This window comes from Streptomyces sp. NPDC091416 (assembly GCF_044756845.1).
GTDB lineage: Bacteria > Actinomycetota > Actinomycetes > Streptomycetales > Streptomycetaceae > Streptomyces.
Window position 1 is genome coordinate 100,094 of the sequence record NZ_JBIVTU010000003.1, and the last position, 24,303, is coordinate 124,396.

The 24,303-nt window shown below is 71.4% G+C and carries 19 protein-coding genes and 1 pseudogene; 5 read left to right on the forward strand and 15 right to left on the reverse strand.

Going from position 1 to position 24,303, the window contains the following annotated elements; all coding sequences use genetic code 11:
- Window positions 1–102: 102 nt before the first annotated feature.
- Window positions 103–396 (reverse strand): annotated as a pseudogene (locus ACIQMX_RS11185) (hypothetical protein); the annotation flags it as partial.
- Here ACIQMX_RS11185 and ACIQMX_RS11190 point away from each other — a divergent pair.
- Window positions 365–1,603: a hypothetical protein gene (locus tag ACIQMX_RS11190; RefSeq protein ID WP_363072006.1), complete on the forward strand. Its 1,239-nt coding sequence runs from the start codon at window positions 365–367 to the stop codon at window positions 1,601–1,603. The pseudogene ACIQMX_RS11185 and the gene ACIQMX_RS11190 overlap by 32 nt on opposite strands.
- Before the next feature lie 4 nt (window positions 1,604–1,607).
- Here the strand turns inward: ACIQMX_RS11190 and ACIQMX_RS11195 are convergent, their stop codons facing one another.
- The 13 genes from ACIQMX_RS11195 to ACIQMX_RS11255 all read right to left on the reverse strand — a co-directional run bounded on the left by ACIQMX_RS11195 (window position 1,608) and on the right by ACIQMX_RS11255 (window position 18,312).
- On the reverse strand, window positions 1,608–1,778 hold the full coding sequence (locus ACIQMX_RS11195) for a hypothetical protein (protein WP_363072008.1): 171 nt from the start codon (window positions 1,776–1,778) through the stop codon (window positions 1,608–1,610).
- Entirely contained in the window at window positions 1,775–3,268 is a 1,494-nt protein-coding gene (locus tag ACIQMX_RS11200; protein ID WP_402476682.1) for a glycosyltransferase, read from the reverse strand. Before ACIQMX_RS11200 ends, ACIQMX_RS11195 begins: the two co-directional genes overlap by 4 nt.
- A complete protein-coding gene (locus ACIQMX_RS11205) occupies window positions 3,256–4,038 on the reverse strand; it encodes a PHP domain-containing protein (RefSeq protein ID WP_402476685.1) in 783 nt (260 codons plus the stop codon). Before ACIQMX_RS11205 ends, ACIQMX_RS11200 begins: the two co-directional genes overlap by 13 nt.
- Window positions 4,035–5,108 carry an ATP-grasp domain-containing protein gene (locus ACIQMX_RS11210; protein WP_402476688.1) on the reverse strand — a complete coding sequence of 358 codons (1,074 nt, stop codon included), beginning with the start codon at window positions 5,106–5,108 and terminating at the stop codon, window positions 4,035–4,037. Before ACIQMX_RS11210 ends, ACIQMX_RS11205 begins: the two co-directional genes overlap by 4 nt.
- The gene (locus ACIQMX_RS11215) at window positions 5,083–6,180 is read right to left on the reverse strand and encodes a PIG-L deacetylase family protein (protein WP_363072016.1); all 1,098 of its coding nucleotides are present in this window, start codon (window positions 6,178–6,180) and stop codon (window positions 5,083–5,085) included. The genes ACIQMX_RS11210 and ACIQMX_RS11215 overlap by 26 nt, the downstream gene beginning before the upstream one ends.
- 804 nt (window positions 6,181–6,984) lie before the next feature.
- Window positions 6,985–8,916, reverse strand: coding sequence for a cellulase family glycosylhydrolase (locus ACIQMX_RS11220; protein WP_402476691.1), 1,932 nt, complete (start codon window positions 8,914–8,916; stop codon window positions 6,985–6,987).
- 28 nt (window positions 8,917–8,944) lie between these two features.
- On the reverse strand, window positions 8,945–11,188 hold the full coding sequence (locus ACIQMX_RS11225; protein WP_402476694.1) for a glycoside hydrolase family 3 N-terminal domain-containing protein: 2,244 nt from the start codon (window positions 11,186–11,188) through the stop codon (window positions 8,945–8,947).
- A gap of 3 nt (window positions 11,189–11,191) precedes the next feature.
- Window positions 11,192–13,138, reverse strand: coding sequence for a cellulase family glycosylhydrolase (locus ACIQMX_RS11230; RefSeq protein ID WP_402476696.1), 1,947 nt, complete (start codon window positions 13,136–13,138; stop codon window positions 11,192–11,194).
- A 69-nt stretch (window positions 13,139–13,207) separates the two neighbouring features.
- Complete coding sequence (locus tag ACIQMX_RS11235; protein ID WP_363072024.1) at window positions 13,208–14,230, reverse strand: LacI family DNA-binding transcriptional regulator; 1,023 nt, start codon at window positions 14,228–14,230, stop codon at window positions 13,208–13,210.
- Window positions 14,227–15,096, reverse strand: a complete 870-nt coding sequence (locus ACIQMX_RS11240) for a carbohydrate ABC transporter permease (protein ID WP_363072026.1) — start codon at window positions 15,094–15,096, stop codon at window positions 14,227–14,229. The genes ACIQMX_RS11235 and ACIQMX_RS11240 overlap by 4 nt, the downstream gene beginning before the upstream one ends.
- A gap of 21 nt (window positions 15,097–15,117) precedes the next feature.
- Window positions 15,118–16,056, reverse strand: a complete 939-nt coding sequence (locus ACIQMX_RS11245; RefSeq protein ID WP_363072028.1) for a sugar ABC transporter permease — start codon at window positions 16,054–16,056, stop codon at window positions 15,118–15,120.
- A gap of 32 nt (window positions 16,057–16,088) precedes the next feature.
- On the reverse strand, window positions 16,089–17,372 hold the full coding sequence (locus ACIQMX_RS11250; protein WP_363072030.1) for an ABC transporter substrate-binding protein: 1,284 nt from the start codon (window positions 17,370–17,372) through the stop codon (window positions 16,089–16,091).
- Between the two features lie 562 nt (window positions 17,373–17,934).
- Window positions 17,935–18,312: an FKBP-type peptidyl-prolyl cis-trans isomerase gene (locus ACIQMX_RS11255; protein ID WP_402476702.1), complete on the reverse strand. Its 378-nt coding sequence runs from the start codon at window positions 18,310–18,312 to the stop codon at window positions 17,935–17,937.
- Between the two features lie 530 nt (window positions 18,313–18,842).
- Between ACIQMX_RS11255 and ACIQMX_RS11260 the strand changes: the two genes are divergently transcribed.
- Window positions 18,843–19,787 carry a LuxR C-terminal-related transcriptional regulator gene (locus ACIQMX_RS11260; protein ID WP_402476704.1) on the forward strand — a complete coding sequence of 315 codons (945 nt, stop codon included), beginning with the start codon at window positions 18,843–18,845 and terminating at the stop codon, window positions 19,785–19,787.
- A gap of 221 nt (window positions 19,788–20,008) precedes the next feature.
- On the opposite strand, the gene ACIQMX_RS11265 is transcribed toward ACIQMX_RS11260, so the two are convergent.
- A complete protein-coding gene (locus ACIQMX_RS11265; protein ID WP_402476707.1) occupies window positions 20,009–21,895 on the reverse strand; it encodes a BTAD domain-containing putative transcriptional regulator in 1,887 nt (628 codons plus the stop codon).
- 404 nt (window positions 21,896–22,299) lie between these two features.
- Here ACIQMX_RS11265 and ACIQMX_RS11270 point away from each other — a divergent pair, with 404 nt between their 5' ends.
- Genes ACIQMX_RS11270 through ACIQMX_RS11280 form a run of 3 tightly spaced genes read left to right on the forward strand, consistent with a single transcriptional unit; the run spans window position 22,300 to window position 24,240 of the window.
- The gene (locus tag ACIQMX_RS11270) at window positions 22,300–23,349 is read left to right on the forward strand and encodes a radical SAM protein (protein WP_402476710.1); all 1,050 of its coding nucleotides are present in this window, start codon (window positions 22,300–22,302) and stop codon (window positions 23,347–23,349) included.
- Window positions 23,346–24,038 (forward strand): iron-containing redox enzyme family protein, encoded by a 693-nt coding sequence (locus ACIQMX_RS11275; protein ID WP_402476713.1) that lies wholly within the window; start codon window positions 23,346–23,348, stop codon window positions 24,036–24,038. Before ACIQMX_RS11270 ends, ACIQMX_RS11275 begins: the two co-directional genes overlap by 4 nt.
- Complete coding sequence (locus ACIQMX_RS11280) at window positions 24,031–24,240, forward strand: aroma-sacti cluster domain-containing protein (protein WP_219568169.1); 210 nt, start codon at window positions 24,031–24,033, stop codon at window positions 24,238–24,240. Before ACIQMX_RS11275 ends, ACIQMX_RS11280 begins: the two co-directional genes overlap by 8 nt.
- Window positions 24,241–24,303 lie beyond the last annotated feature (63 nt).

Sequence of the window (24,303 nt, forward strand, 5' to 3'; positions counted from 1 at the left end):
CAAGTCCTGTTCTTCCGTCGAGCAGTTCGCGGGCAATATCCGATGCCCGGCGTGACGCGCGGTCTCCTCGATGACATGCATGATGATCCCGCGCAGGTCTGTGAGTTCGTCTCCCAGCGGTTCGGGATGGCGGCCCTGTGGGGGTGCTGACAACAGCGTGCGGGCTATCACTGCATCGGGGGTCCCCACCCGTGCGCGGTCGTTCGCGTGGCCGACGCCCGCCGGGCTTCGAGCACGCCCCGGCTCCGGACCGCGATGATCAGGCGATCCTCCCGCATCCCACGTCCCGCGTGTCAGCGCTCGGGAAGGGGCAGGATGATCTATGTGGTGACCTATGGGTATTTCAAGGAATTGGCGCGGAGCGGTGAGCCGCCGCGGGTTCACGGCAGCGGTCATGGGCGGAACGGCAGCGGTGGTGCTCGGCGGCTGCTCATCGGGCGCGGCGGATGTGCCGGCTCCACCGGCGACGGGAAGCGACGCCGTGGATGAGGAGGAGGCGCTGGCGCGCGCCTACACCTTTCTCGACCGTCGGGTCGACGAGGCGGCGGGTGGCACCCGGCAGGGACTGCCGCGCAGCTATACCGGCGGCTGGATGGAGAGTCACCACTCCACCGTGGCCTTCACCTACGATGTCGCGCTCACGGTGATCGCCTACTGCGCGCGAGGGACGGACGCGGACCTGCACCGGGCCGGAGTCCTGGCCGGGACACTGCTCGCCCTCCAGGAGGACGACGCCGCCGGTGACGGCCGGATCCGCCAGTCGTACGCCTCGGGAAAGGTCAGCGCGGCGGACGGACTGCCGGCCGTCCTGGCTGCCGACTCGTTCACCGGCGCGCAGGCGTGGACCGGCCTGGCCCTCCTCCACGTCCACCGGGCGACGGGCGGCGCCACCTACCGGAGCGGCGCGCTGCGGCTCGCCGAGTGGATCCAGGACCACACGGGCGCCACATCAGGCACCCGTGGCTACACCGGCGGCATCCTCGCCTCCGGTTCCGCGCTCACCTGGAAGTCCACCGAGCACAACATCGATGTCGCTGCCTTCTTCCGCGGTCTCGCGGACGTGACCGGCGACCGGGTGTGGGCCGGCAGGTCGGCCGTCGCGACCGGCTTCCTCGACGCCCTGTGGAACGCGGAAGGCGGAGCGTTCTGGACCGGCACCGGCACGGACGGAGCCACCGTCAACCGTTCGCCGGTCCCGGAGGACCCGCAGAGCTGGTCCTTCCTTGCGACCGGCGACGCCCGGCACACCGGCTCGCTGGACTGGGCTCTCACCCACCTGGCCGCCGAGGACGGCGGATTCAGCGGGGTTTCGGTCAGCGACGCCGACACCTCCAAGGTCTGGTTCGAGGGCACCGCCCACATGGCGGCGGCCCTGCGCCGGCGGGGCGGTGACGGCGACGGGGCGCGAGCCGGACGGCTCCTCGCCGGCCTCCGCTCGGCCCAGTCCGACGCTCCGAACGCCGATGGGTACGGGATCGTCGCCGCCTCCTCGGACGGGCTGCGCACCGGAGACGGCGACACCCTGTACGCCAGCCTTCACACCGGCACGACGGCATGGTTCGCCCTCGCCGCCCAGGGCGCCAACCCCTTCCTCCTGGGGTGAGGGCTCAGGCCGGCCAGAGGGCACGGGCCGTCAGCAGCGCGGCGACGAACAGCACCGCCAGCAGTTCCCACCACAGCAGCCGCCGGTCACTGCGCCGGTCGTGCTCGGTCAGCTCCGCGACGTACCGCGCCAGTTCCTTCTCCGGCCCCGGCTCCCCGGGTTCCGCCTCCCTCATCGTCCTGTCGCCACCTTCCCGGTCTTCTCGGTCTTGTCCCACTTCAGTTCCGCGTTCCGCCGCTCCTGCACCCAGGCCGCCACCAGACAGGCTGCGAGCAGCGAGCCGTACCCCGCCAGGTGCAGCAGTACCGGTGCGAGGAACCGCATCCGGGTTCCGGAGAGCAGCTTCGCGAGCCACGCGAGGGGCAGGGCGAGGCCCATCCAGGCGTAGACCACGATCATCAGGAGCTGTGGTGAGCCGTCGTCCGTGATCAGCCCGGCCTGTTCCAGGAGCGGTGCGAAGGTCCCGGACAGCGCGGTGACGACGAGGATGCAGGTGGAGACGATTCCCGGGTAGATCAGCGCCTCCCGCCAGCACCGCCGGAAGGTGGCGGGGTCCACGACCGCCGACATCAGGATGATGAGCAGATAGCAGATGAGGTTGATCGCCCACAGCCAGCGGAAGATCTCCCACGAGCGGTCCGAGTCGGTGAAGTAGAGGTAGAGCAGCGAGGCCGAGCAGGCTGTCAGCAGGACCGGGGTCGCGAGCAGCGAGTACCAGATGAGCCCGAAAAGGACCGAGCCGAGCCGGTGTCCCTCCCGCCGCTTCCACGGGCGGAACCACACGTGCCGGTAGCGGTGGGTCACCTGGAGGTTGCCCCGCGCCCATCGCAGCCGCTGTTTCCACAGCCCGGCCAGGTCGCCCGGCTCCTCGGCGAGCACGGTGGCGTGCCCGTCGAAGACGACCCGGCGGCCGGTCAGCTGGGTCTCGAAGGTGGTGACGGTGTCCTCGGCCAGTGTCGAGGTGTCGATCCGGCCGCCGATCGCCTCAAGGCTCGCCCGGGAGTGCAACTGCGCCCCGCCGGCGAGACAGGCGACGACGCCGAGGACGTTCTGCGCGCGGCGGGCTGCGGCCTGTGCGGTGATGTACTCGAAGGCGATGTAGCGGGTCAGGTAGTTGCCCTGCTTGCCGCTGCCTTCCTTGATGTACGCGGTGACTGCGCCGACGTCGGGGTCGGCGAGGTGACGGGTCATCCGCAACAGGGCGTCGCGGTCGAAGACGACGTCGGCGTCCATGACGAGCACGGCCTCGGCCCAGTCGTCGTCGAGGACGTGGGCGAGCCCGTGGTTGAGGGTATGCGCCTTGCCCTGCCCGCCGTCGCTCCGGCGCAGGTGTACTACCTGTCCGGGGTGGCGGGCCATCAGCTCCCGCATGACCTGCGGTGTCGTGTCGGTGCTGGCGTCGTCGACGACCACGACCCGGACGCGGTCCGGCGGGTAGCGCATGGCGAGCAGCCCCTCGACGGACGAGCTGAGTACCAGCGCCTCGTTCCAGGCCGGAATCAGGACGGCGGTGCGGGGCACGTACGACGGCCGGTCCTCGTACAGGTGCCGGAAGCGCTGGAGGCCGACCAGCAGGAACTGGACGATCGCGACGACCAGCGGAACCGCCCCGAGGAGGACGAGGACGGTCGTCACGACGTGCAGGATCTGGTTCAGGACATCCACGGCTGCTCCGTCGTGGCCGTTCTCGTCATGACGTCCGCGAGCGCGCCCCCGACCCAGGGGAAGCGGCCCACGGCCCCGGCCCGGTGGGCGTCGCTGCCGGCCCCGAGCCGGATTCCGGCGCGATGCAGCAGCCCGGCCGTGCGCACGGACGGACACCGCCACTTCTCGTTCAGTTCCACCGTGATGCCGTGGGCGCGGCCGGACCGGACCAGGGGTTCGAGCAGGGGGCCGTCCACGAGCGCCTCATCGAGCCCGGCCTTGGGCAGCACACTGAACAGGTGCGCGATATGGGCGGTCCGTCCGGCCGGGACTCGCTCCACCGCCCGGGCCGTCGCCCGGACGAGCATCCGCAGCACCTCCTGCGGTGTCAGCCGTCCCTCGTCGAGCAGGGCCCGTACGGTATCGGGATGGGCGGGTCCGTCGGGCAGGGGGAACCGGTGGTCGGCCAGCGCGATGTGCTCGATGCCCGTCAGATCCGCCGGGAGGTCGATCCGGCCCTCGGTGTCAAGGATCTTCGCCTCCACCCCGCAGACCAGGCTGAGCGGCGCGGCGGCGCGGGCCGCGCGGACGGCCGCGACGTAGGCCGGGAGGTAGGTGGTGTCGGCGCGGACGTGATCGGTGACGACGAGCGTGTGGAGCCCGGCGTCCGCCGCGGCGCCGACGACGGCGGCCAGGGTGTCGCGCCCGTCGGAGAAGTCGGTATGGGTGTGGAGGTCCGTGCGCAGAAGGCCGGACCCTGCCGGCGCCCGCCCGGCCGCCGAGCCGCTCACGCCGCCGCCTTCCGGTCTCCATCGGCGTCCGGCGGGGCGGCCTCGGTGACGTCGCCCATGTCGCCGAGTTCGCGCGGGGCGAGGACGACGTCCTGCCAATGGCGGACGACGGCGGTCTCGCGGTGGGCTATTTGGTCCGGCAGCTCCATGCCGAGCAGCGAGGCGACCGCCCACTTGGGCATGTCCACCCCGGCAGCCACCGTCAACGACATGCCGCCGGGCGGGCGGGGGTTGACCTCCAGAAGAGCGGACTTGCCCGCCCGGTCCTCGCGGACCTGGACGTTGAGGACGCCGCGCAGCCCGAGGGTGCGGACGGTGTCCTCGGCGACTGCGGACAGCTCCGGCAGGTCCAGTACCCGGCCGGCCACGACGATGCCCGAGTCCGTCTTGTCCCGGGCACGGGGCACGGCGGCCACGACCCGTCCTGACGCGTCCGTGAGCACGTCGACCGAGTACTCGGTGCCCGGCAGGAACTCCTGGAGCAGGTAGGACCCGTCCGCGGGCAGTCCGGCCAGTTCCTCGGCGGAGCGGACGAGAACGATGCCCCGTGAGCCGGAGCCGGTGCGCGGCTTGGCGATCGCCGGGAAGCCACCCGCCGGCTCCGCCGCCCCCGGGGCGCCGACGAGCCGGGTGTCCGGCAGCGGCACCGCCCCCCGGCAGGCCTCGGCGAGCCGCCACTTGTCCAGGCAGGTCTCCAGCGCCTGGGCGGGGGAGACCAGCACCCGCACGCCTGCGGCCGCGAAGGCGTCGGCCGCGCGGGCGAGCGCCACCAGCTCGGCGTCCACGGTCGGCACCAGGACGTCGATCTCGTGCCGCGCGCACAGGCGCAGCACCGCCTCGGCGTAGCCGGGGGCGTCCCCGGGCGGTACCAGCATCCGGTAGGCGCGCGGGACGAGGTAGAGACCGGCGCCGTTGGGATCGAGGTCCGCCGAGTACCGCTCGGCCACCCCGTCCAGGGCACGTAGGAAGCACACGCCGGAGGGCCCGCCCGCGCCAGTGACCAGGACCCGGGGCGGCCTGCCCAGGGGCACCGAGAGGTCCGGCTCAGAAGAGGAGGGGGTTGCGCTCATGGACGAGCTCCAGGGGTTCGGCGTAGCGGGTCTGGGAGAAACGGCCCCAGTAGCGGGCGGTGGAGCGCAGCAGGTCCTCGTCGAGGTACCAGCGGCTCGCGGCCTGCGAGTGGTGCGCCTCGATGGCGGCGAGCTTGGCCTCCACGTCGATCTCGCTCAGTTCGATGAAGCGGTTCGGCCGGTAGGCCACTGTGGCGGAGGGGGACTGGTAGCAGGCGAGCCGGGCCACCTTGCGGCAGGCCACGAGGGTGGCGCGGTGCACGGCCCGGTGGTCCTGGTGGGTGTCGCTCTCGGAGTGGACGACGACGACGTCCGGCGTGACCTCGGCGACCGCCCGCTCGACGGCCTCCACGGTGATCCGGTCGGCCACCATGGACCCGTCCGGCAGATCCTCCATGAAGAGGCGGGCGCCCAGCACCTCGGCGGCTCGGTGCGCCTCCTTCCGGCGCTGTGCGGGGTCGCCGCCGTTTCCGCCGCCGGACATGGTGAGGACGGTGACGTCCCAGCTGCTGTGCGCGCGGCGGTGGATGGTGCCGCCGAGGCCGATCTCGACGTCGTCGGGATGGGCGCCGACCACCAGCATCCGCAGCGAATTCTGTCCGGAGCCCTCGACGCCGAGCGGGTCCGCCCGTTCCGCGACGGCCCGGGCGACGGCCACGGCCAGCCCCTCCGGGTCGGAGCGCTCGACCAGGTCGGCGGCCCGGCCGCGCAGGGCGGTGACGGCCAGCCGGGCGCTGGGCGCGTCGTCGGTCAGGACCAGGGGGATCCCGGGGTGCTGGGCGCGCCATTGCTCCAGGAACCGGCCCAGCGAGCGGCCCGCCCCGCCGAACCCGGTGTGCCACACGGCGGCGTCCCACAGCCGTACGGGGGCGGGAGGGCCCGCACCGGCCCGCAGGAACGCCTCCGGCGAGTCGACGGCGTGCACCGTAGCGGCGCCGTGCTCGCGCAGGGCCCGGGCGAAGCGCGCGGCGGTCTCCGCGTCGCGTTCGCCGAGGAGAATGTGCGTTCCGGAGAGGGGGGAGGGGTTGCCGCCGTCACCGGACACATTCACAGCACCGGATATTTCAGACATATGGGATACATTACAGTGTGGCGTTGGTTTCGCTGCCGGGTCGAACGTCCTGTCCGGCAAGGGCCTCCGGCCCCGAACGAGGAGGCGGCACCGAGGGCCGCCCGGATTCCCCGGCCTGCGGCCCCGTGAAGCACGCCCCGGCCTGACCGGACCTCCGGGTCCCCGCGCGCGGGATCCGGCATCCGCGGGACGTCGCCGACCACCTGACCCCGATCCGGGGTTCGGCCCCGGGAGGATGCCTCTCGTGGAGAGCGTGCGGAAGAGGACGCCTCGCCGCCCTCGTCCCTCGTTTCCCGCAGGAGATCAACGCGGAGACCGTCGGGCCGTGCGGACGGGGCGACCGCTCGCCCGGGCAGGTTGCCAAGGGCCTCGAGCCGGCCGAAACCGTGGTGCGGACCGGGGAAAGCGCGCCGAGGCGGACGCGGGCGAGCGCAACGGGCCGGCAGCCGGTGAGCGTGAGGAGCAGGCCGCGTCGCGGCGGGAGAACCGCAGGCTGCGTGAGGATGTCGAGGTCCTCGAGCGGGCCGCAGTCTTCTTCGCGAGGGAGACCCGGTGATGGTCACCCGCGCATCGAGGCGGAGAAGCGTGCAGGTCACAGGCCCAACCGGGTGTGAGCTGGCGAAGGTCTCCCGGACCCCCGTCGCCTCTCCCGTGCCGGCTCGGTCCGGCCGGGAGAGGCGACGGTGACGTCTCCGCCCATCAGGCGCCGGGGGAGGGGCCGGCCGGATCGAACCACCGGCCGCTGCCGGGCGGCGAGCGAACGGACGGGTGCGGGTCAGAGACCCGGGCAGGGTCTGCGGTACGTCAGCGCAATTCCACCACCCGAACTCCGAACGCCTCCAACTCGACCTCCCGGAGCCGCTCGCCGGTGGTGAGGTCGTGGAGTGCCGCGCCCTGGGGGCTGACGGTCAGTGGGGTCGGGGACTGGCTCACCAGCCAGCCGAAGCGGCGTCCGTCCTCGTGCACGAGCGTGTCCGCGCTGACGTACGGGCTGTCCACGGTCAGAGCGCGTGTGACGCCCGCGTGCGCGGCGAGTGCCTGGTAGAGGCGGTGTGTCTGCTCGGGGTTGACCTGAGGTGTCCGTGCCGCCATGTGCTCCAGCGGATAGGCGCTCAGGATCGCCCAGCCGCTGCCGATCGCATGCCGCAACAGCGCCGGACGGCCGTGTGCGTCGGTGGCGACGACTTCGGCGCCGTCCGGGAGAAGGGGGAGGTAGGAGCGGGAGAATTCGGTGCCGTTCACCTGGAACGTGAGCGTCTGCCCGGACACGAGGTCCCCGAAGTCGCGGGTGAACGTCAGCGTGACGGTGTCCTCGCGGATCGGCTCCACCATCCCGTACGACAGTTGGTGCTTGATGCCGAACAGCGCGTCCATGCCCTGGAACCAGGGCATCCGGGTCTCCGCGTACTCGCCCGAGCAGTACGAGAGGTAGACCGTGGCGCCTGCGCGGGCGAGGCGCTCCAGCCCGATGCGGCTGCCCGCGGTGATCTGGCGGGTGGAGGGCAGCAGGATCAGCTTGGCGTCCTCGGGGAGGCCGTCGAGTTCGCGGGTGAGGGCGAGCGGCAGATCGGCCTCCCGGGCCGCGATGTACGACTGCCGCAATGAGGAGAAGATCGCCGGCTTGTCGGTGGGCAGCGCGCGCGGGAACTCCCACTCCAGGAACGCGGGGACGAACAGTGCGGTCCCGGCGTCCGTGCGGCGGCAGCGTGGGAAGTCCACAGCCTTCAACACCGCGGAGAATGAAGCGAGTTCGAGGAGCGGCGGCTTGGGGCGGGCCTGGTTGTCCGTGATGCCGAAGTGCATCTCGAAGGGATGGTGGTCGTACGGGTCCTGGTTCCACAGCGTGTCGTAGTCCGTGTTGTTCCAGGCGATCCAGCCGGTCGCGCCTCCCAGCAGCGAGTTGTGCAGGCTCTGCCGGTAGTAGACCGCCGCGTTCTCCTCGGAGACCGTGTCGGAGGAGAGCCCGAACTCCTCCAGAATCACCGGCTGCCCGGTGACGGCGGCCAGTTCGCACTCGAAGGCCGCGTTGTGGTGCTGGCGGACACGGTCGTTCTGTGAGCGGTAGACGTGCGGGCCGACGAAGTCGACGTACTCGGCGGTCTCCCGGAGCGAGAAGCCGTTCGGGCGGCCGTGCACCTCGATGCCCCAGGCGCCGTCGCCGAGCGACACCGGCTGCGTCGCCCCGGCGGCGCGCACCGCGTGACACATGGCCTGCGCCCAGGCGGTGACCTGGTCGGCCGGGGCGGGCGGCTCGCCCACCAGGCGTCCGTACCCCGGCATCTCGTTGCTGATGAGCCAGCCCGTCACCGCCGGGTGGTCCTTGAAGCGGGCCGACATCTGGTGCGCGAACCATGCCTGGCGGCCGACCATCCAGACGTCCGCGTACAGGTCGCGGCCGTTCCGCCAGGCCGGATCCCAGTTCTCTCCGGACATGTGGCCGACGATGAAGGTGGGCACGGTGCCCATGCCGAGCTCGTGGTGTGCGTCGAGGAAGTCGTCGAAGCGGGCGCAGAGTTCTTCGTCGATGCGGTGCGGTTCGGGGTGGAAGTCGGGCCAGTAGAAGAAGGAGCGGGTCATGTTGAGGCCGTGGTCGCGGAGGACGGTGAGTTCTTCGCGTACGACGGCCGGGTCGTAGTTCCGCCACATGAGGGGCCCGCCGGTGCGCGACCAGTAGTTGGCGCCGAGCCAGGGCAGGACGGAGGGGTGGTGGGACAACTGGGCGCTGTGGCGACGCATGGTGGAGTACTCCGGTGCGGTGAGGACGTCAGACGGTGAAGGTGACGGACCGGGTGCGGTCCGACGAGGGGCCGGTCTCGATCGCATAGGTGCCCGGCTCGACCGCCAGGTCGAGGGAACGGGTGACCGATGCCAGGACGGCGTCATCGAGGGGGAAGGCGACGAGTGCCTTCTCGCCGGGTGCGAGGTCGACCTTGCGGAAGGCGCGCAGCTCGCGGACGCGTGGCCAGGACGTGCCGCCGCTGGTCCGGCGTACGTACAGCTGCACGGTCTCGCGCACCGGCCGCCCGCCGGTGTTGGAGATCTCGACCTCGCAGAACCCGCCCGAGATTCGCGGGGGGCCGAACTCGGTGGTGGTGTAGGAGAGGCCGTGCCCGAAGGGGTAGAGCGGGGTGGCCGGCTCGTCCACGTAGCCGCGGTAACCATGGTCCTTGGCGTTGTAGAAGACGGGGAGCTGACCGGACGATCGCGGCACGGACAGCGGGAGCCGGCCGCTCGGTTCGCAGGCACCGAGGAGGACGTCAGCGATGGCCCGTCCGCCCCACGGGCCCGGATACCAGGCGCTCATCAACGCCCCTGTGCTGTGGGTGAGTTCAGGTACCGCGTGCGGGCGGCCCTGGACCAGGACCGCGACGAGCGGGGTGCCGGTGGCCGCAAGCGCATCGACCAGCGCACGCTGCCCGGCGCCGAGCCGCAGATCGGCGAGGTCGACGCCCTCGCCGCACGTCATCTCCGTGGGGTTGCCTGTGGTGATGATCGCGGCCCCGTTGTCGTCGAACACCGTGCCGTGCTCACGTGCGCTGGACCCGCCGAGCACGAGTACGGCGGCGTCACTTGCGGCGGCGACCGCGACGGCCTCGGGGATCTGCGTGCGGTCGTCGCCCACCAGGTCGCAGCCGCGCGCGTATGTCACGTCCACGCCCGCGTCCCTCAATCCGGCCAGCACCGAAATGCCCTCCGCGGGCCGCTGCGGCGCCGTGTAGTCGCCGATCTGCTGCGGGACCGAGTCCGCGTTCGGGCCGATCACGGCGATGCGCATGCCGGGTGCGAGAGGCAGTACCGCTCCGTCGTTGTGCAGCAGCGTGAGGGATGCGCGGGCCAGGCGCTCGCTCAACTCAGCCGCAGACGTCGCCTGTTGGATGGAATCGCTGGTGTGCGGGCGTTCGAAGAGGCCGAGCCGGAACTTGAGCGCCAGGACGCGGGCGACCGCCGTGTCGAGCACGTCTTCCGAGACGAGTCCGCGCCGCACCGCCGTCTCCAGTTCGGGGAACGCCTCGTCCCACAGGCTCAGATCGGTACCCGCGGACAGGGCGAGCGCGGCGGCCGAGGGCTTGTCACCGGCCAGCCGCACCAGGCGGTCCAGAGCGCAACCGTCCGCCATCACCAGGCCACCGAAGCCCCAGCGCTCCCGGAGCAGTCCGGTCAGCAGGTCGCGCGAGGCCGCACAGGGAAGCCCGTCGAACTCGTTGTACGCGGCCATGACGCCCGCAGCCCCGGCCCGCACGCCCGCGAGCGCCGCCGGGAGGTGGATCTCGTGCAGCTCGCGCGCCCCGATCTCGGTGGCGGCGCTGTTGCGTCCGCCCACCGAACTTCCCTGCCCCGCGAAGTGCTTGAGCACCACGGCCGCCCGGTCCGGCGCGAACATCCCTTCGGCACCGGCATCGCCCTGCGCGCCTTCGACCAGCGCCTGCGTCAACCGCGTCGCCAAGTACGGGTCCTCGCCGAAACACTCCTCGCTGCGGCCCCATCGCGGGTCACGTACGAGGTCGAGCGCCGACACCAGTGCCACATGCCCGCCGCGCGCCCGCAGTTCGGCTGCCGCCGCGGCCGCGGCTTCCCGGTACAGGCCCGGGTCCCAGCTCGCGCCGACCGCCAGGTTCACCGGCAGCACCGTCCCGTCCAGGGCCTGGTGGCCGTGCGGCACCTCCTCCACCATCAGCACCGGGATGCCGAGCCGGGTCTGCTCGACCACATGGCGCTGCACCGTGTCAGCGACCCGCGCGCCGTCGGCCGCCGTGATGCCGTCGGCGAACGTGACACCCGACCACGGGTCCGCGCGCTGCAGGCCGTACAGCGCACCCATCCCGTCGAACCGCGCCACCTCGTCGCGGAAGGCGTCGGTGAGACGGTGCCCGTCGGCGGTGCGCTCGTAGGCGTTCCAGCCGTACATACGCTGGTTGACCTGTCCGACCTTCTCCGTCAGGGTCATACGGGACAGCAGGTCGCGGACTCGATCGGGGACCGGGGCGCCGGGGTCCTTGTACATGTCCATGGCTCAGGCCTCCGTACGGAGCTCGAACACCCGCACCCCGTACGGTGCGAGCGTCACCTCGGTGACGGGCCTGCCGCTGTCGAGTTCGTGGGGGACGCCGCCCGAAAGCCGTACCGTCAGCTCCTCCTCGGCCTGGCTGACGAGCCACACGAATCGCCGCCCGTCCTCGTGGACAAGCGTGTCGGCACTCACGTGCGGTGTGTCCACGGTCACCGGCCGCGCCGCTCCCGCGACCTCGGCGAGCGCTGCGTAGAGACGGTGCGTCTGCTCCGGGTTGACCCGGGCGGTTCGGGCCGCCATGTGCTCCAGCGGGTACGTGGCGAGAACGGTACGGCCCGCGCCGAGCTCGTGCACGAGCAGCGCGGGGCGGCCGTGGGCGTCCGTGGCGACGACCCGCGCGCCGTCCGGCACCACCGGCAGCCAGGCGCGGCTGTCCTCGTTGCCCGCGACCGGGAACCGCAGGGTCTCTCCGGCGCGCACCGAGCCGAAGTCCTCCGTGAACGTCATCTCCAGGACGTCGTCCTCGATCGGCTCCGCAACCCCGTACGACAGCTGCATCTCGACGCCGAAGAGGCCGTCGAGGTCGTGGAACCACGGCCCGCGCGTGGCCGGATGCTCGCCCGAGCAGAACGACAGGTACACCGTCGCGCCCTCTCGGGCTCGCTGCTCGAGTCCGCGTCGGGTGTGCGTGGTCAACTGCCGGGTGGACGGCAGCAGATACAGCTGAACGTCGCCGGCCTCCGGGAGCCCGTCGGCCTCCCGTACGAAGCCCACCGGGAGATCCGCGCCGCGCGCCGCCACGTAGCCCTGCTGCAGCGAGGTGAAGATCAGCGGGCGGTCGGCGGGACGGCTGTACGGGTAGCCCTTCTCCAGGAACGCCGGCACCACCAGTGCCGCTCCCGCGTCCGCCCGGCGGCAGCGCGGGAAGTCGACGGCCTGCAGTACCTGTGAGAACGCGCTCAGTTCGCGCAGCGGTTCCTTCGGGCGTCCCTTGCTGTCGGTGATGCCGAAGTGCATCTCGAAGGGGTGGTGGTCGTACGGGGACTGCTCCCACAGGTCGTCGTAGTCCGTGTTGTTCCAGGCCATCCAGCCCGTCGCGCCGCCAAGCAGCGAGTTGTGCAGCGCCTGGCGGTAGTAGATGCCCGCGTTGCGTGCGGACACGGTGTCCGTGGACAGGCCGAACTCCTCCAGGATCACCGGCTTTCCGGTGACCGATGCCAGCTCGCACTCGAAGGCGGCCCGGTAGTGCTGGCGCGGTCGGTCGGTGTCCGAGCGGTAGACATGCGGGCCGACGAAGTCCACGTAGGGGTCCGTCTCGCGCAACGAGAAGCCGTTGTCGCGGCCGGTCACCTCGATGCCCCAGGCGCCGTCGCCGAGCGACACCGGCTGGGTGGCCCCGGCCGCCACCACGGCCTGGCACATGAACTGCGCCCAGGCCGTCACCACGTCGGACGGCGGCGGGTCGACCTGGTAGATCCGTCCGTACCCCGGCATCTCGTTGCTGATGAGCCAGCCCGTCACCGCCGGGTGGTCCTTGAACCGCCGGGTCATCTCGCTCGCGAACCATGCCTGGCGGCCGACCATCCAGACGTCCGCGTACAGGTCGCGGCCGCCACGCCAGGCCGGATCCCAGTTCTCTCCGGACATGTGGCCGACGATGAAGGTGGGCACGGTGCCCATGCCGAGCTCGTGGTGTGCGTCGAGGAAGTCGTCGAAGCGGGCGCAGAGTTCGTCGTCGATGCGGTGCGGTTCGGGGTGGAAGTCGGGCCAGTAGAAGAAGGAGCGGGTCATGTTGAGGCCGTGGTCGCGGAGGACGGCGAGTTCTTCGCGTACGACGGCCGGGTCGTAGTTCCGCCACATGAGGGGCCCGCCGGTGCGCGACCAGTAGTTGGCGCCGAGCCAGGGCAGGACGGAGGGGTGGTGGGACAGCTGGGCGCTGTGGCGACGCATGGTGGAGTACTCCAGGGATGGGTGCTGGAAACGGTGGTTCGCGTGGGGAGGGGACGAGGTCGGTGGGGGTCAGGCAGTGGCCGGTCCGGTCGACTCCCTGACGACGAGACGCGGGCGTCCGACGAGGCCGGGCGAGGGCGCTTCGCTCTGGCCGACCTCTGCGAGCAGCGAGCGCGCGGCTGCCGCGCCCACCTCGGTCACCCGCTGGTCGACCGTGGTCAGGGCCGGATGCAGCCAGCGGCCGAGCGGCAGGTCGTCGTAGCCGATGACGGACAGGTCGCCGGGGACCGAGAGGCCCGCTCGCTGGGCGGTGCCGATGCCGCAGACGGCCATCGAGTCGTTGGCGTACACGATGGCTGTGGGGCAGGGGGCAAGGGCGAGGAGCCGTTCGGTGGCGGAGATCGCGGCGGCTGCGCTGAAGTCCGTGGGGACAACGGCGGCCGGGGTGAGCCCGGATCGTGCGAGCACGTCGGTCAGGACGCCCAGCCGGAACCGGGAGTGGACCAGTTCCGGCGGCCCGGCCACGTAGCCGATCCGCCGGTGGCCGAGGGAGAGGAGATGCTCCACGGCCTCCGTCACCCCCGCCTCCTGGTGGCTGAGCGTGACACCGTCCGGGGCGCCGAGCAGGACGAACGGCAGGCCGAGGCGACGGAGCAGACCGGGGCGCGGGTCGTCGATGCGGTAGTCGGTGAGTACCGCGCCGTCCACCCGGCCCGCCGCGGCGAGCCGCTCGTACAGACGGCTCTCCTCGTCGACGTCCGTGACGAGGTGCAGCAGCAATCCGTAGCCCTGTGGCGCGAGTTCACGTTCCAGACCACTGATCAACTCGCTGAAGTGAGGGTCCGTGCCGAGAACGTCGCTGGGGCGCCGCACCACGAGGGCAATGGTGTGGGTACGGGAGCGGCGAAGCGCGCTCGCCGCCGCGTTCGGCGACCAGCCGAGCCGGGCGGCGGCCTCCTGCACGCGCAGTCGGGTCGGCTCGGAGATCCGGCCCATGCCGTTGAACACCTTGGAGACGGCACCCGGCGACACCCCGGCCTCCGCCGCCACGTCCTTGATGGTCGGGCGCCTGCCCGCCGCGTGCGTGCTCACATCTTCACCGCACCGCTGACCAGGGCCGTCTGCATGCGCTTCTGCAGCACCGTGTACGCGATCCACACCGGGACCAGGGTGAGCACGGTGCCGGCCGTGAGGACGCCGTAGTCCGTCCCGGTCACCGACTTCAGGGTGGGCAGGGCGACCTGGACGGTGCGCAGGTCCGGGTCGGGACCGATGAGGATGACGGAGTAGAGGTACTCGTTCCAGAAACTGAGGAAGTTCAGGAGGAGCACCGTGGCGATGCCCGACAGGCACATCGGCGTGTAGATGTGGCGCAGGACCGCGAAGGTCGAGGCGCCGTCCATCCGCGCCGCCTCCTCCATCTCCTTGGGGATGGTCCGCATGAACTGCACCAGGATCACGACCGACAGGGGCAGCGCGGTCGCGGGAAGGAGCAGGACCATGAACGTCCGGGTGTGGAAGAGACCCGTCGCGGCCGCGAGCAGGAAGGTGGGGAACAGGGCGGCGAACGTCGGTATGAGGAACCCGAGGGAGAAGACCTTCTCGATCACCGAGGCCGCCCGGCCCTCGGAGCGGGCGAGTGCGAACGCGGCAGGCACCGCGAGCCCGAGGGTGAGGGCGAGGGCCAGCACGGTCACGAGTGCCGAGTTCAGTACCGCGGTCCCCAGGTCGGCCGTTTCGAAGGCCGTGCGGAAATTACCGAGGCCGAGCGAGGTCGGCGGAGCCAGCGGGTGCCCGAAGATGGCGTCGTTGGACTTGAAGGCGGAGGCGAGGAAGTAGTACAGCGGCACCGCGAGAAGCACCGTGTACGCCCAGACCAGCACATGTGCGGGCAGCCACGAGCGCCCGAACTTGGCTTTCCTCCCACGGGAGTTGGTCGCCTTGATTGCTTCACTCATGATCAGGGAGCTCCGTTCGGCTCAGTAGCTGGGGCGGAAGGCGCGGCGGACGGCCAGCAGACCCGCGAGGCCGGCGAGGAAGAGGATCACGCCCACGGCCTGGCTGTATCCGAGGTCTGCCTCGATGAACGCCTTCTGGTAGACGAGGAAGGACAGCGTCGTCGACGAGGTGCCGGGGCCTCCCTGGGTGAGCAGCAGTACGTTCTGTGCCGAGCCGAACAGCGTCCACAGCAACTGCAGCATGGTCACCACACCCACGTAGTCCCGTACGACCGGGAAGTGGATGCGCCACATCGTGCGCCAGTGGCCCGCCCCGTCAAGCTGCGCCGCCTCCCCGATGTCCTCCGGCACGCTGGACAGCCGCGCCGCGAACAGCACCGCGGTGAAACCGATCCCCGCCCAGATGTCCATGCCGATCAGGCAGTACAGCGCGGTCGAAGGATTGGCCAGCCAGGCGTCGGTCAGGGAGCCGAGTCCAAGTCCCGACAGGGCGCCGTTCAGCAGGCCGTCGGGGGAGAGGACGGCGTAGAAGACCATCGCCTTCGCAGGGGTCGAGATCAGACCGGGTACGAACAGCAGATACCGGATGACACGGTGGCCGGGCGGCCGCTGAGCCACGTAGTAGCCGAGCATGTACGCGCAAAGGATCATCACCGGCAGCGCGATGACCAGCTGGATCGCCGTGTTGCCCACCGCATCCCAGAAGACCGAGTCGGCGAAGACGGTGCGGAAGTTGTCGAGGCCGGCGAAGGAGACCGGCTGGAGCATGCCGGGCCAGCGCAGGGCGGCGATCACGAAGATCGCGACCATCGGGCCGACCATGAACAGCAGATACCAGACAAGCGCGGGCAGCGCCAGGATCGTGGTGCTCCGACTGCGGCCCGGACGGAGGCCGGAGGGCCGGTCGGGGGTGATGGCCCGGCGTGCGGTGTCGGCGGGCCGGGACGAGGTGATCGTCATTGGGGTGCGACTTCCGTTCTCGGCAGGCGGGTTCAGACGGAGCGGTACGCGGACTCGAGCGCCTTGCGGATGGCGCGCGTTCCGGTCCCCGGGGTGAAGGCGGTCGAGGTGGCCTGGATGAGCGGCTGCGCGGCGGCGGACGGGATGTACTGGTCGGGCAGCACCGCCTGGCTCACCGAGTCGCCCAGTTGCTGAGCCTTCGACACCAGCGGGAAGTCCTTGCTCAGCGCTTCGGTGACCACGGCCATGTCGCGGCCGCCTTCCGTGACGAACCGGTCCACCACCTCGGGCCGGTACATGAAGCGGATGAACCGCTCCACGTTCTTGATCTTCTTCACCCCGTTCGGGCTGATCCAGAACCCGGAGACGGTGTAGGTGCGCAGAATGGTCGGCTTGCTCTGGACGGCTCCGGCCGCGAGAGGGAAGCCGCCGACGGACGTGGTCTTGACAACGTTGTCAGGAACTTTGGCGAGAGCCGAGGACATGGCGGATTCCATGGCCGCGTGCGCCGTGTTGTACTGCGTGGTCATCGTGTCCGAGGTGAGGCCCTGTGCCTTGTCCGCGAACACTCCGGCATCGCGCAGATCCGCGAAGTACGCGATGCCGTCCTGTGCGCCCCGTACCCCGCTGAAGTCGCCCGTCGCATACACGTGGCGGGCCTCGGCCGGATTCATGAAGGTCTGGATGATCTGCGCCAGGAGCTTCTGCCCCGTCCAGTCGTTGCCCCCGACGGTGAACGGGGCGATGCCCTTGCCCCGTAGCTTCCTCGCGGCGGAGATCAGGTCGTCGGAGGTGGTCGGCGGGGTGTCCACTCCGGCGCGGTGCAGCAGCGCCTCGTTGAAGGCCACCGGCCAGTTCGCGCCGATGTACGGCAGTGCGCGCAGGCGTCCCTTGGGATCGGTCCACTCGGTCACGGCCTTGGGGATGACCCGCTCGCGCAGTCCCCAGTCGTCGAGATAACCGCCGACCGGAACGGTCGCGCCCACCTCGGTCCACGCCAGCGTCTTGTCGTAGAGATTGACCATGACGACATCGGCCTCGGCGTGCGCCAGGCGGGAGGTCTCGTAGACCTGTCCCAGATCGTCGCCGTTGACCAGGTTCTTCACGGTGATGTCCGGGTTTTCCTTGCGGAACTGACCGACGACCGCGCGGAACGTGGGCGAGCCGGGGGCGTTTCCGCCCATTTGGCTGTGAATCACCAGGGTGTTGGGGTCTGAGCCGTATGCGGAGAACGCACCGCACGCGCTGAGCGTGGGCACCGCGGCCAGGCCCGCACCCAGGGCTATGAAGCTGCGTCGGTCCATAGGGGAGCGCAAGGCGAGAAGCCTCCTGTCGCATGGGTATATCGATATACCTCGGGGGTGTGAGCACCATATTCAGGAAGCGGAGGCAGGTCAACCAGTTGTTACACATGGGCACATGGCCGATGGATGGCCACCGTCATGGCGGCAATCGACGTCCGGAGGACCACATGTCATGCTTCGCCACTGAGGGATCCTTGCCGCGCGGATGCCGCACGGGACGTGGCCTGCCCCGTGACGGCGGGCTGTACGTGCCGCAGCGGGAGGGCATGCGGCGATGCCCGTGCTCTGTCGTTGAGCAGGCATGGCGCAGGGCCGTTCGGTCGCCGCCGATTCGTCCCGTCGCCGCCGGTCAACGCCGTGGCCTCGTCGGCGAGCGCGCCTCCGACGCGGCGCATCAGGGGCTGCGTCGGTGTGGGCGCGGCTGCCCGCCGGGTGATGAGCCGGCCGGCCGCTCCACGAAGACGGGGTCTCCTGTGGCGAGGACGTGCCGGTACGCGGTCATGGTTGAGACGTCGGCGGGCTCGGCCACCGCTCGTGGCGGCTTTCGGTGGGGCCGGGGAGGCCCCTGCCTTGCTCAGGCCACGGAGAGCAGGTCCACCACGAAGACGAGTGTGGAACCCGCCGGGATCGTCGTCGAGGGTGACTGGTTGCCGTAGCCCAGGTGCGGGGGAACGATGATCTCGCGCCGGCCACCGGCCTTCATGCCCCTGATTCCCCGGTCCCAGCCCTTGATGACCCGGCCACCGCCCACGGCGAACTTGAACGGCCGGCCCCGGTCCCAGGAGGCGTCGAACTCCTTTCCGGACTCGAAGGTGACCCCGACGTAATGAACGCGGACGACCCTTCCCGGCTTCGCCTCCGGCCCGTCCCCGACGACGAGGTCCCGGATGGTCAGCTCCTGGGGAGCGTCACCCGCCGGCCGTGCGATCTCGGGCTTTGTCGGTTCGCTCATGAAGTACATCAAACCCCACTCGGTACGCCTTGATCCAAACGAGAGGCCCCGCGTCCTCGGGACGGCGGGCGGCGGGCGGTGGGTGTCCGCGACGATCGCCGGGGTACGGGCCCCGGCGCGGGCCTCGCACGGGCCGGTCACCAGTGGGGAGTGGGCACCGCCGGTGTGTCGTCATCGTTGCCCCGCACCGGCCGCGGCGGCTGGTTGAGCACCTCGCGGGCCGTACCCCCGTCACCATCGGCACGGTGCCGCCAAAAGCGCACCCGGCCCCTGAAAAGGACGGTGAGGAGTCCCAGGAGCAGGGTGATTGCCCCTTTGGTTCGTTCCACGGTGAAACCTTCCAGGCAGTCTGGGAATATCTACCGCGCATCTGAACAATAGACATCTGTACGGCGGGGGCGGAGCCATCTGGCTGATGAGGGGTGGGCGTCATGGGTGAGGACGGCCAGTTACAGGGTCTTCGCGGGACGGCTGGGAGGACGGAGTTCGGCACGCAGTTGTCCGAGGACGCCGTGCGGGTGTTCAGGTGGGTGAGTGACCAGGGGTCGTGCGACGCGAAGACGCTGGGCACGACACTGGGGCTGACGGAGGACTGCACGGCCTCGGCGGTGGGGACATTGACCGGATTGCTGCTGCTGCGCTACCTGCCCGAGGATTCCGACCGGCTGGTGGCGGTGGCCCCGGACGCGGCCATCGCCGCGCTGGTCGCGCCGAAGGAGGCGGGGCTGCGCCGGCAACTCGCCGAGATCGACCAGCTCCGGGGCGAGCTGGCCCTGCTGACACCGTTCTATGCGGAGAGCCGGCGCCGGTGGCAGGGGCGGCCGCCGCTGACAGAGGTCACCGACCTGAAGACGGTCGTGGGCATGATCACCGAGGCGACGATGAGGTGCCGCCAGGAGGTCCGCACCTGCCACCCCGGCGGGGGCCGCTCTCCGACGCTGCTGGAGCAGGCTTTCATCCAGGACCGGGACATGCTGCGCCGCGGCGTGCGGATGCGCACGCTCTACCAGCACACGGCCCGCTACCACCTGCCCACGCAGGAGTACGCCCGGCGGATGACCGACGAGGGTGCCGAGATCAGGACCATGAGCGAACTGTTCGGCCGCATGGTCGCCTTCGACGGGGAGACGGTCTTCATACCGCACCAGGACGACCTGGACGCGGCCATCGTCATCCACGAGCCGTCCACGGTGGCGTACCTGTGCGCCACCTTCGACCACACCTGGTCGCTCGCCGAGCCCTACCACCCGGCCTGGACGGAGAGTTCGGCACGGGACGAGGTGAAGCAGGCCATCGTCCGGCTGCTGGCGGAGGGCATGAAGGACGAGATGGTGGCCCGGCGCCTGGGAATGTCGCTGCGCACCTGCCGCAAGCACATCGCGGAGATCATGGAGCAGTTGGGTGCGGCCAGCCGCTTCCAGGCGGGCTACCTGGCGCGGGTGCAGTCCTCCGCCCCGGCCCCGGGCGGCGCCTGAAGCGCGCGCGGCGGCCGTCCGCGCCCGGCCGGACGCGGACGGCCCCGTCGCCTCTCGCGCCGACCGGGGCGGCGGCGGCCGGGAGGCTCTCCCCGAGAACGCCGGTCCGGTCCGGGGAGCCGTCGGCCGTCGGCCGATCTCGGTGACCTCGGCGCCGAACCTGCTCAGGCCGCCGCTCCGTACGGCGCCGGCGCGGTCGGCGTGCCCCGGCAGGCGCGGTCCTAACACCGCGTTCCCGGCCCGGCCGCCTGCTCCCGTGCGAACAGCACGGTCAGCCAGGGGAGTTCATAGCGCACGGGCTCCGCATCAGCCCCCCTGTGAGCGGTCACCTCCGGACAGGACGGCGGAGCCAGGACGCCGACGTCGATCAGGCCCTCCAGGGCGCGCTGTGTGTTCCGTCCGTCCAGGCCCAGCGCGCGGGCGGCGACGGGAAGGGAGAAGGCGGGGTCCGGCAGCGCGGCCAGGGCGCGGAGGGTGATCCGGGCGGGGCCGGGCAGCCGGGCCCAGGCACCGGCCAGACGGGCGCGGACCCCGAGGCCGCCGGACGAGAGTTCGTCCAACGCCTCCGAAGGGTGCTCAAGGCGGTCCGCGTACTGTCCCAGCGGCATGTGGCGCAGCACGGAGAGGCGGTTCCCGCCCGCACGCAGGGCGAGAGGGAGGAAGCCGGTGGCGGTCACGATCCTTTCGGCAGCGGCGTGTTCGGCCTCCAGCCGGGTCCGGCCGATGATGCGGCCGAGCAGGCTCAGGGCCTCATCGGCGGACAGCGGCGGGAGTTCGGTGCGGTGCGCGGACTCCAGGCACGGCAGCCGGCTCCGTGAGGTGACCAGCGCGGCGGTGGGGCCCGACGGCGGCAGCAGCGGGCCGAGGGCGGCGGCGTCGGGTGCGTCGTCCAGGAGCAACAGGACCCGGCGCCCCGACAGCCAGGACCGCCAGGCGGTGGCGGCCTCCTCCCGGTCGGCGGGCAGCCGCTCGGTGCAGCCGAGGGAGCGGGCCAGCTCCGCGAGCACCGATGACCACGGGCGGGTGGACCCGTCCTCGGCGCACAGCCGGGTGGCGACCACACCGTCGGGGTACTGGGCGGCGAGGTGGTGCGCGACCTGCACGGCGAGAGCCGTCTTACCGATGCCGGCCGGTCCGGTGAGCAGGACCGGAGGCCCGCCCTCGCAGCTCAACTGCGCACAGAGCGACTCCCGTTCCTGCTCCCGGCCGATGAAGTCGGCCAGGCCGGGCGGCAGCAGCCGGGACCCGGTGGGGCCGCCGCGCGGCCGGGCCGGGGCGGCGTTCTCCAGCAGGCAGCGGTAGGCCGACTGCAGCGCCGCACCGGGCTCCAGCCCCAGCTCGCGGGAGAGCTGCTGACGGCAGTCGTCGTACGCGGCCAGCGCCTCCGTTCTCCGGCCGGCCCGGTGCAGCGCGGTGACCTGGGCGGCCCGCAGCCGCTCCCGCAGGGGGTACCGGCTCACCATCTCGTCCACGGTGTCGGCGACCGGGGCCGGCTCGCCGGTCTCCAACTGCGCCTCCGCCCAGGCCTCGTACACGGCCAGCCGGCGGGAGTGCTGCCGCTCCACGGCAGCGCGCAGCACATCGGCGCGGGCCGCGAGATCGCTGAAGGGAGCATGGCGCCACAGGTCCAGCGCCCGGCGGTACAGGAGAGCGGCGCGATTCGGCGCCCCCGCGCGCAGCTCGGCGTCGCCGTGCCGGGCCAGTTCGTCGAACCGCAGGCTGTCGCACTCGTCCGCGGTCAGGTGCAGGACGTATCCGCCGGGACCGTGACGGAGCCGGCCGAGGTCGCCGGGATCGAGTACCCGGCGGAGGTTCGAGACGTACACCTGGAGGTTCTTGCGGGCCGTGCGGGGCGGATCGTCCGGCCAGAGGGCGTCGGTCAGTTCCTCCAGTGAGACCGGCGTGTTCGGGCGGGTGAGGAGAACCGCCAGGACGAGGCGCTGCTTGAGCGGACCGAGCGGCAGAGGAAGGCCGTGGCGGGAGGCTCGCAGAGGGCCGAGAAGATCGATGCGCAGCTGTGCGGCCCCGGTACCGTCATCGCCGGTAGGTTCTCGCCGAATCCCGGGATACGCCTCTCCGGTGCGGCTCTCCATGAACGTGTCGGTCATTTTCTCAGCCCCTTCCCCAACCGGTGTCGTCGGAATTCGGGGAAGACAGAACAATTGCGTGCACGAAAGCCTCCGGGGTGCGGTCGGGGGGGTGAGCGAGTCCGCGAGGAGCCGTGAATGCCTGGGGAATTCGGGGGAATTCCTTCCGTTCTTCACAGCATGGTCACATGCCGGAGGCGGGGCCATGGGGCCGAGGATGGCTCAAGGTGCATGCAGCAACGCACCCGCCGGGATGGAGCGGTCATAGGTGCATGGAACAGGGTGAAACGCCGAGCCCGGTCCGGGGTACGCCCGGCCCGGCCGGCCCTGCGCCGCGTACCGGGCCCCAACCCGGTACCAACCGGGACCGAACCGTTGCCGCGCACCCTGGCGCCGCCTGTCCCGGGACCGACGGAGGTGACGCGATGCGACTGGCGGAGATCATCGAACTGCGTCCGGTTCCGGCTGCCGGGCTGCTCGCCACCCTCACCAGACGGTGCCCGCTCAGCTGTGCCCACTGCTCCACATCGTCGGGACCGCGGGGCGAGGACACCCCGGCCGCGGCGCTGCGCCGCTTCGTCGGCGGGTTCACCGCGGGGAACCGTCCGGAGGTTCTCATGCTCACGGGCGGTGAGCCGCTGCTGCGGCCCGCGCTCGTCGGTGAACTCGCGTCGCTCGCCGCCTCGGCGGGGACGCGCACATCCGTGCTCAGTGGCATGTTCTTCGCGGCCGACGGGCGGGTTCCCGCCCGCATCATGCGTGCCCTGGCGCATGTCGCACATTTCTCGGCGAGCGTCGACGTATTCCACGAACGTGAAGTGCCGCGCGCGGCGGCTTTTCGTGCGATGCACCACATCATGGAAAGCGGAATCGACGTGAGCTTTCATGTGGTGGGTCATTCGGCGGACGATCCGTATCTCGCGGACGTCACCGCGGCCGTACGAGCCGAGTTCCGCGACCGGGCGGCCGTACTCGTCAACCACGTCCGACCGGTGGGCCGGGCAGCGGGCTGGGCGGGCGCGCGTACGGTCCAGGCCGGCGGCGCCGGGGCGGCGCCGTCCCCCTGCGCGATGGCGGCCTGGCCGGTGGTGGCCTTCGACGGCACCGTCACGGCCTGCTGCAACCAGGCCGTGGTGGACGCCGACCCGGTGCCGGAGCATCTGCGTCTGGGACACATCGCCACGGACGACTGGCCGCGGATACGCAGCCGTTGCCAGGACTCACCCGTACTGCGCACCATCCGTACCGCGGGCGTCGCGTCCTGTGCCGACTGCCGCGGCCTGGCGGGGCGGCCCGCGGAACTGGCCGCCGCCGGACGGGCCGGATCCCGTCCCGCCGCCGGCGCGATGGACGCGCTCGGCGCCCGGCTCCAGCGCGACGCGGGGGCCGAGGTGCTGATGCGGCGGTACGGGAGCCGGCCGTACGCGCCGCTCGTGCTGCTCGGCGGTCCCGGTGACGAGGAGGCTCCCGCATGAACGTGTCGGCCGCCGCCGGCCTGCGCCTCGAACTGTCCCTGGTCCAGCCCGCCCTGAGGGCCGCCGCCGCCCGCATGTGGCGCTCCGACGCCGGGCTCCCCGGCCGGTACCGGCACTACCTGCGCGCCATGCACCAGGTGATCCGCGCCTCCGTGCCGCTGATGGAGCGGGCGGCCGCCCGGTGCGAGACGCTGCAGCGGGACCCGCTGGCCCGGCCACTCGCGCGCTATCTGCGGGAGCACGCCGAGCAGGAGCGCGGCCACGACGACTGGCTGCTCGCCGACGCCGCGGCATCCGGGGCAGCGCCGTGCGAGCTGACCGGGTCCGTTCCGCCGGCCCATGTCGCCGCTCTGGTGGGAGCGCAGTACTACTGGATCGAGCACAGCCACCCCGTGGCCCTGCTCGGCTACATCGCCGTACTGGAGGGCAACGCGCCGGCGCCCGGTCTGGCCGGCCGGCTGGCCCGCGAGACAGGGCTGCCGCATGCCGCGTTCGAGACCGTACGCCTCCACGCCGACCTCGACGACGGGCACAGCGCCGACCTGGACCGGCTCATCGGCCGGCTTCCGCTGGACGCCGCACGGCGCTCCCTGGTCGCCGTCAGCGCGCTGCACACGGTCACCGCCCTCGCCGAGCTGTTCGACCGCATCGCCACGGCATCCCACGTATCGGAGAGCGCTCATGACTGACCACGCGCACGATCGCGACCGCCTCCGCACCCTGGAGGACGCCGGGTTCCCGCTGCACAGCCTGTCACCGGAGCAGCGCGAGGTGCTCCAGGACCTCAGCGCGGAGGAACTGACGCTGCTGCTGGGCCTGAAGGAGCGGCTGGACGCGGCCGAGCCGGAGGTGCAGGCGCACAGCGAGATCGCCGGCGGAGCGCTGTTCTGATGGCCGGGACCACGAGGACCATGTGCCCCCGGTGCCCCGAACCACCACCGGACGGCGCGGCCT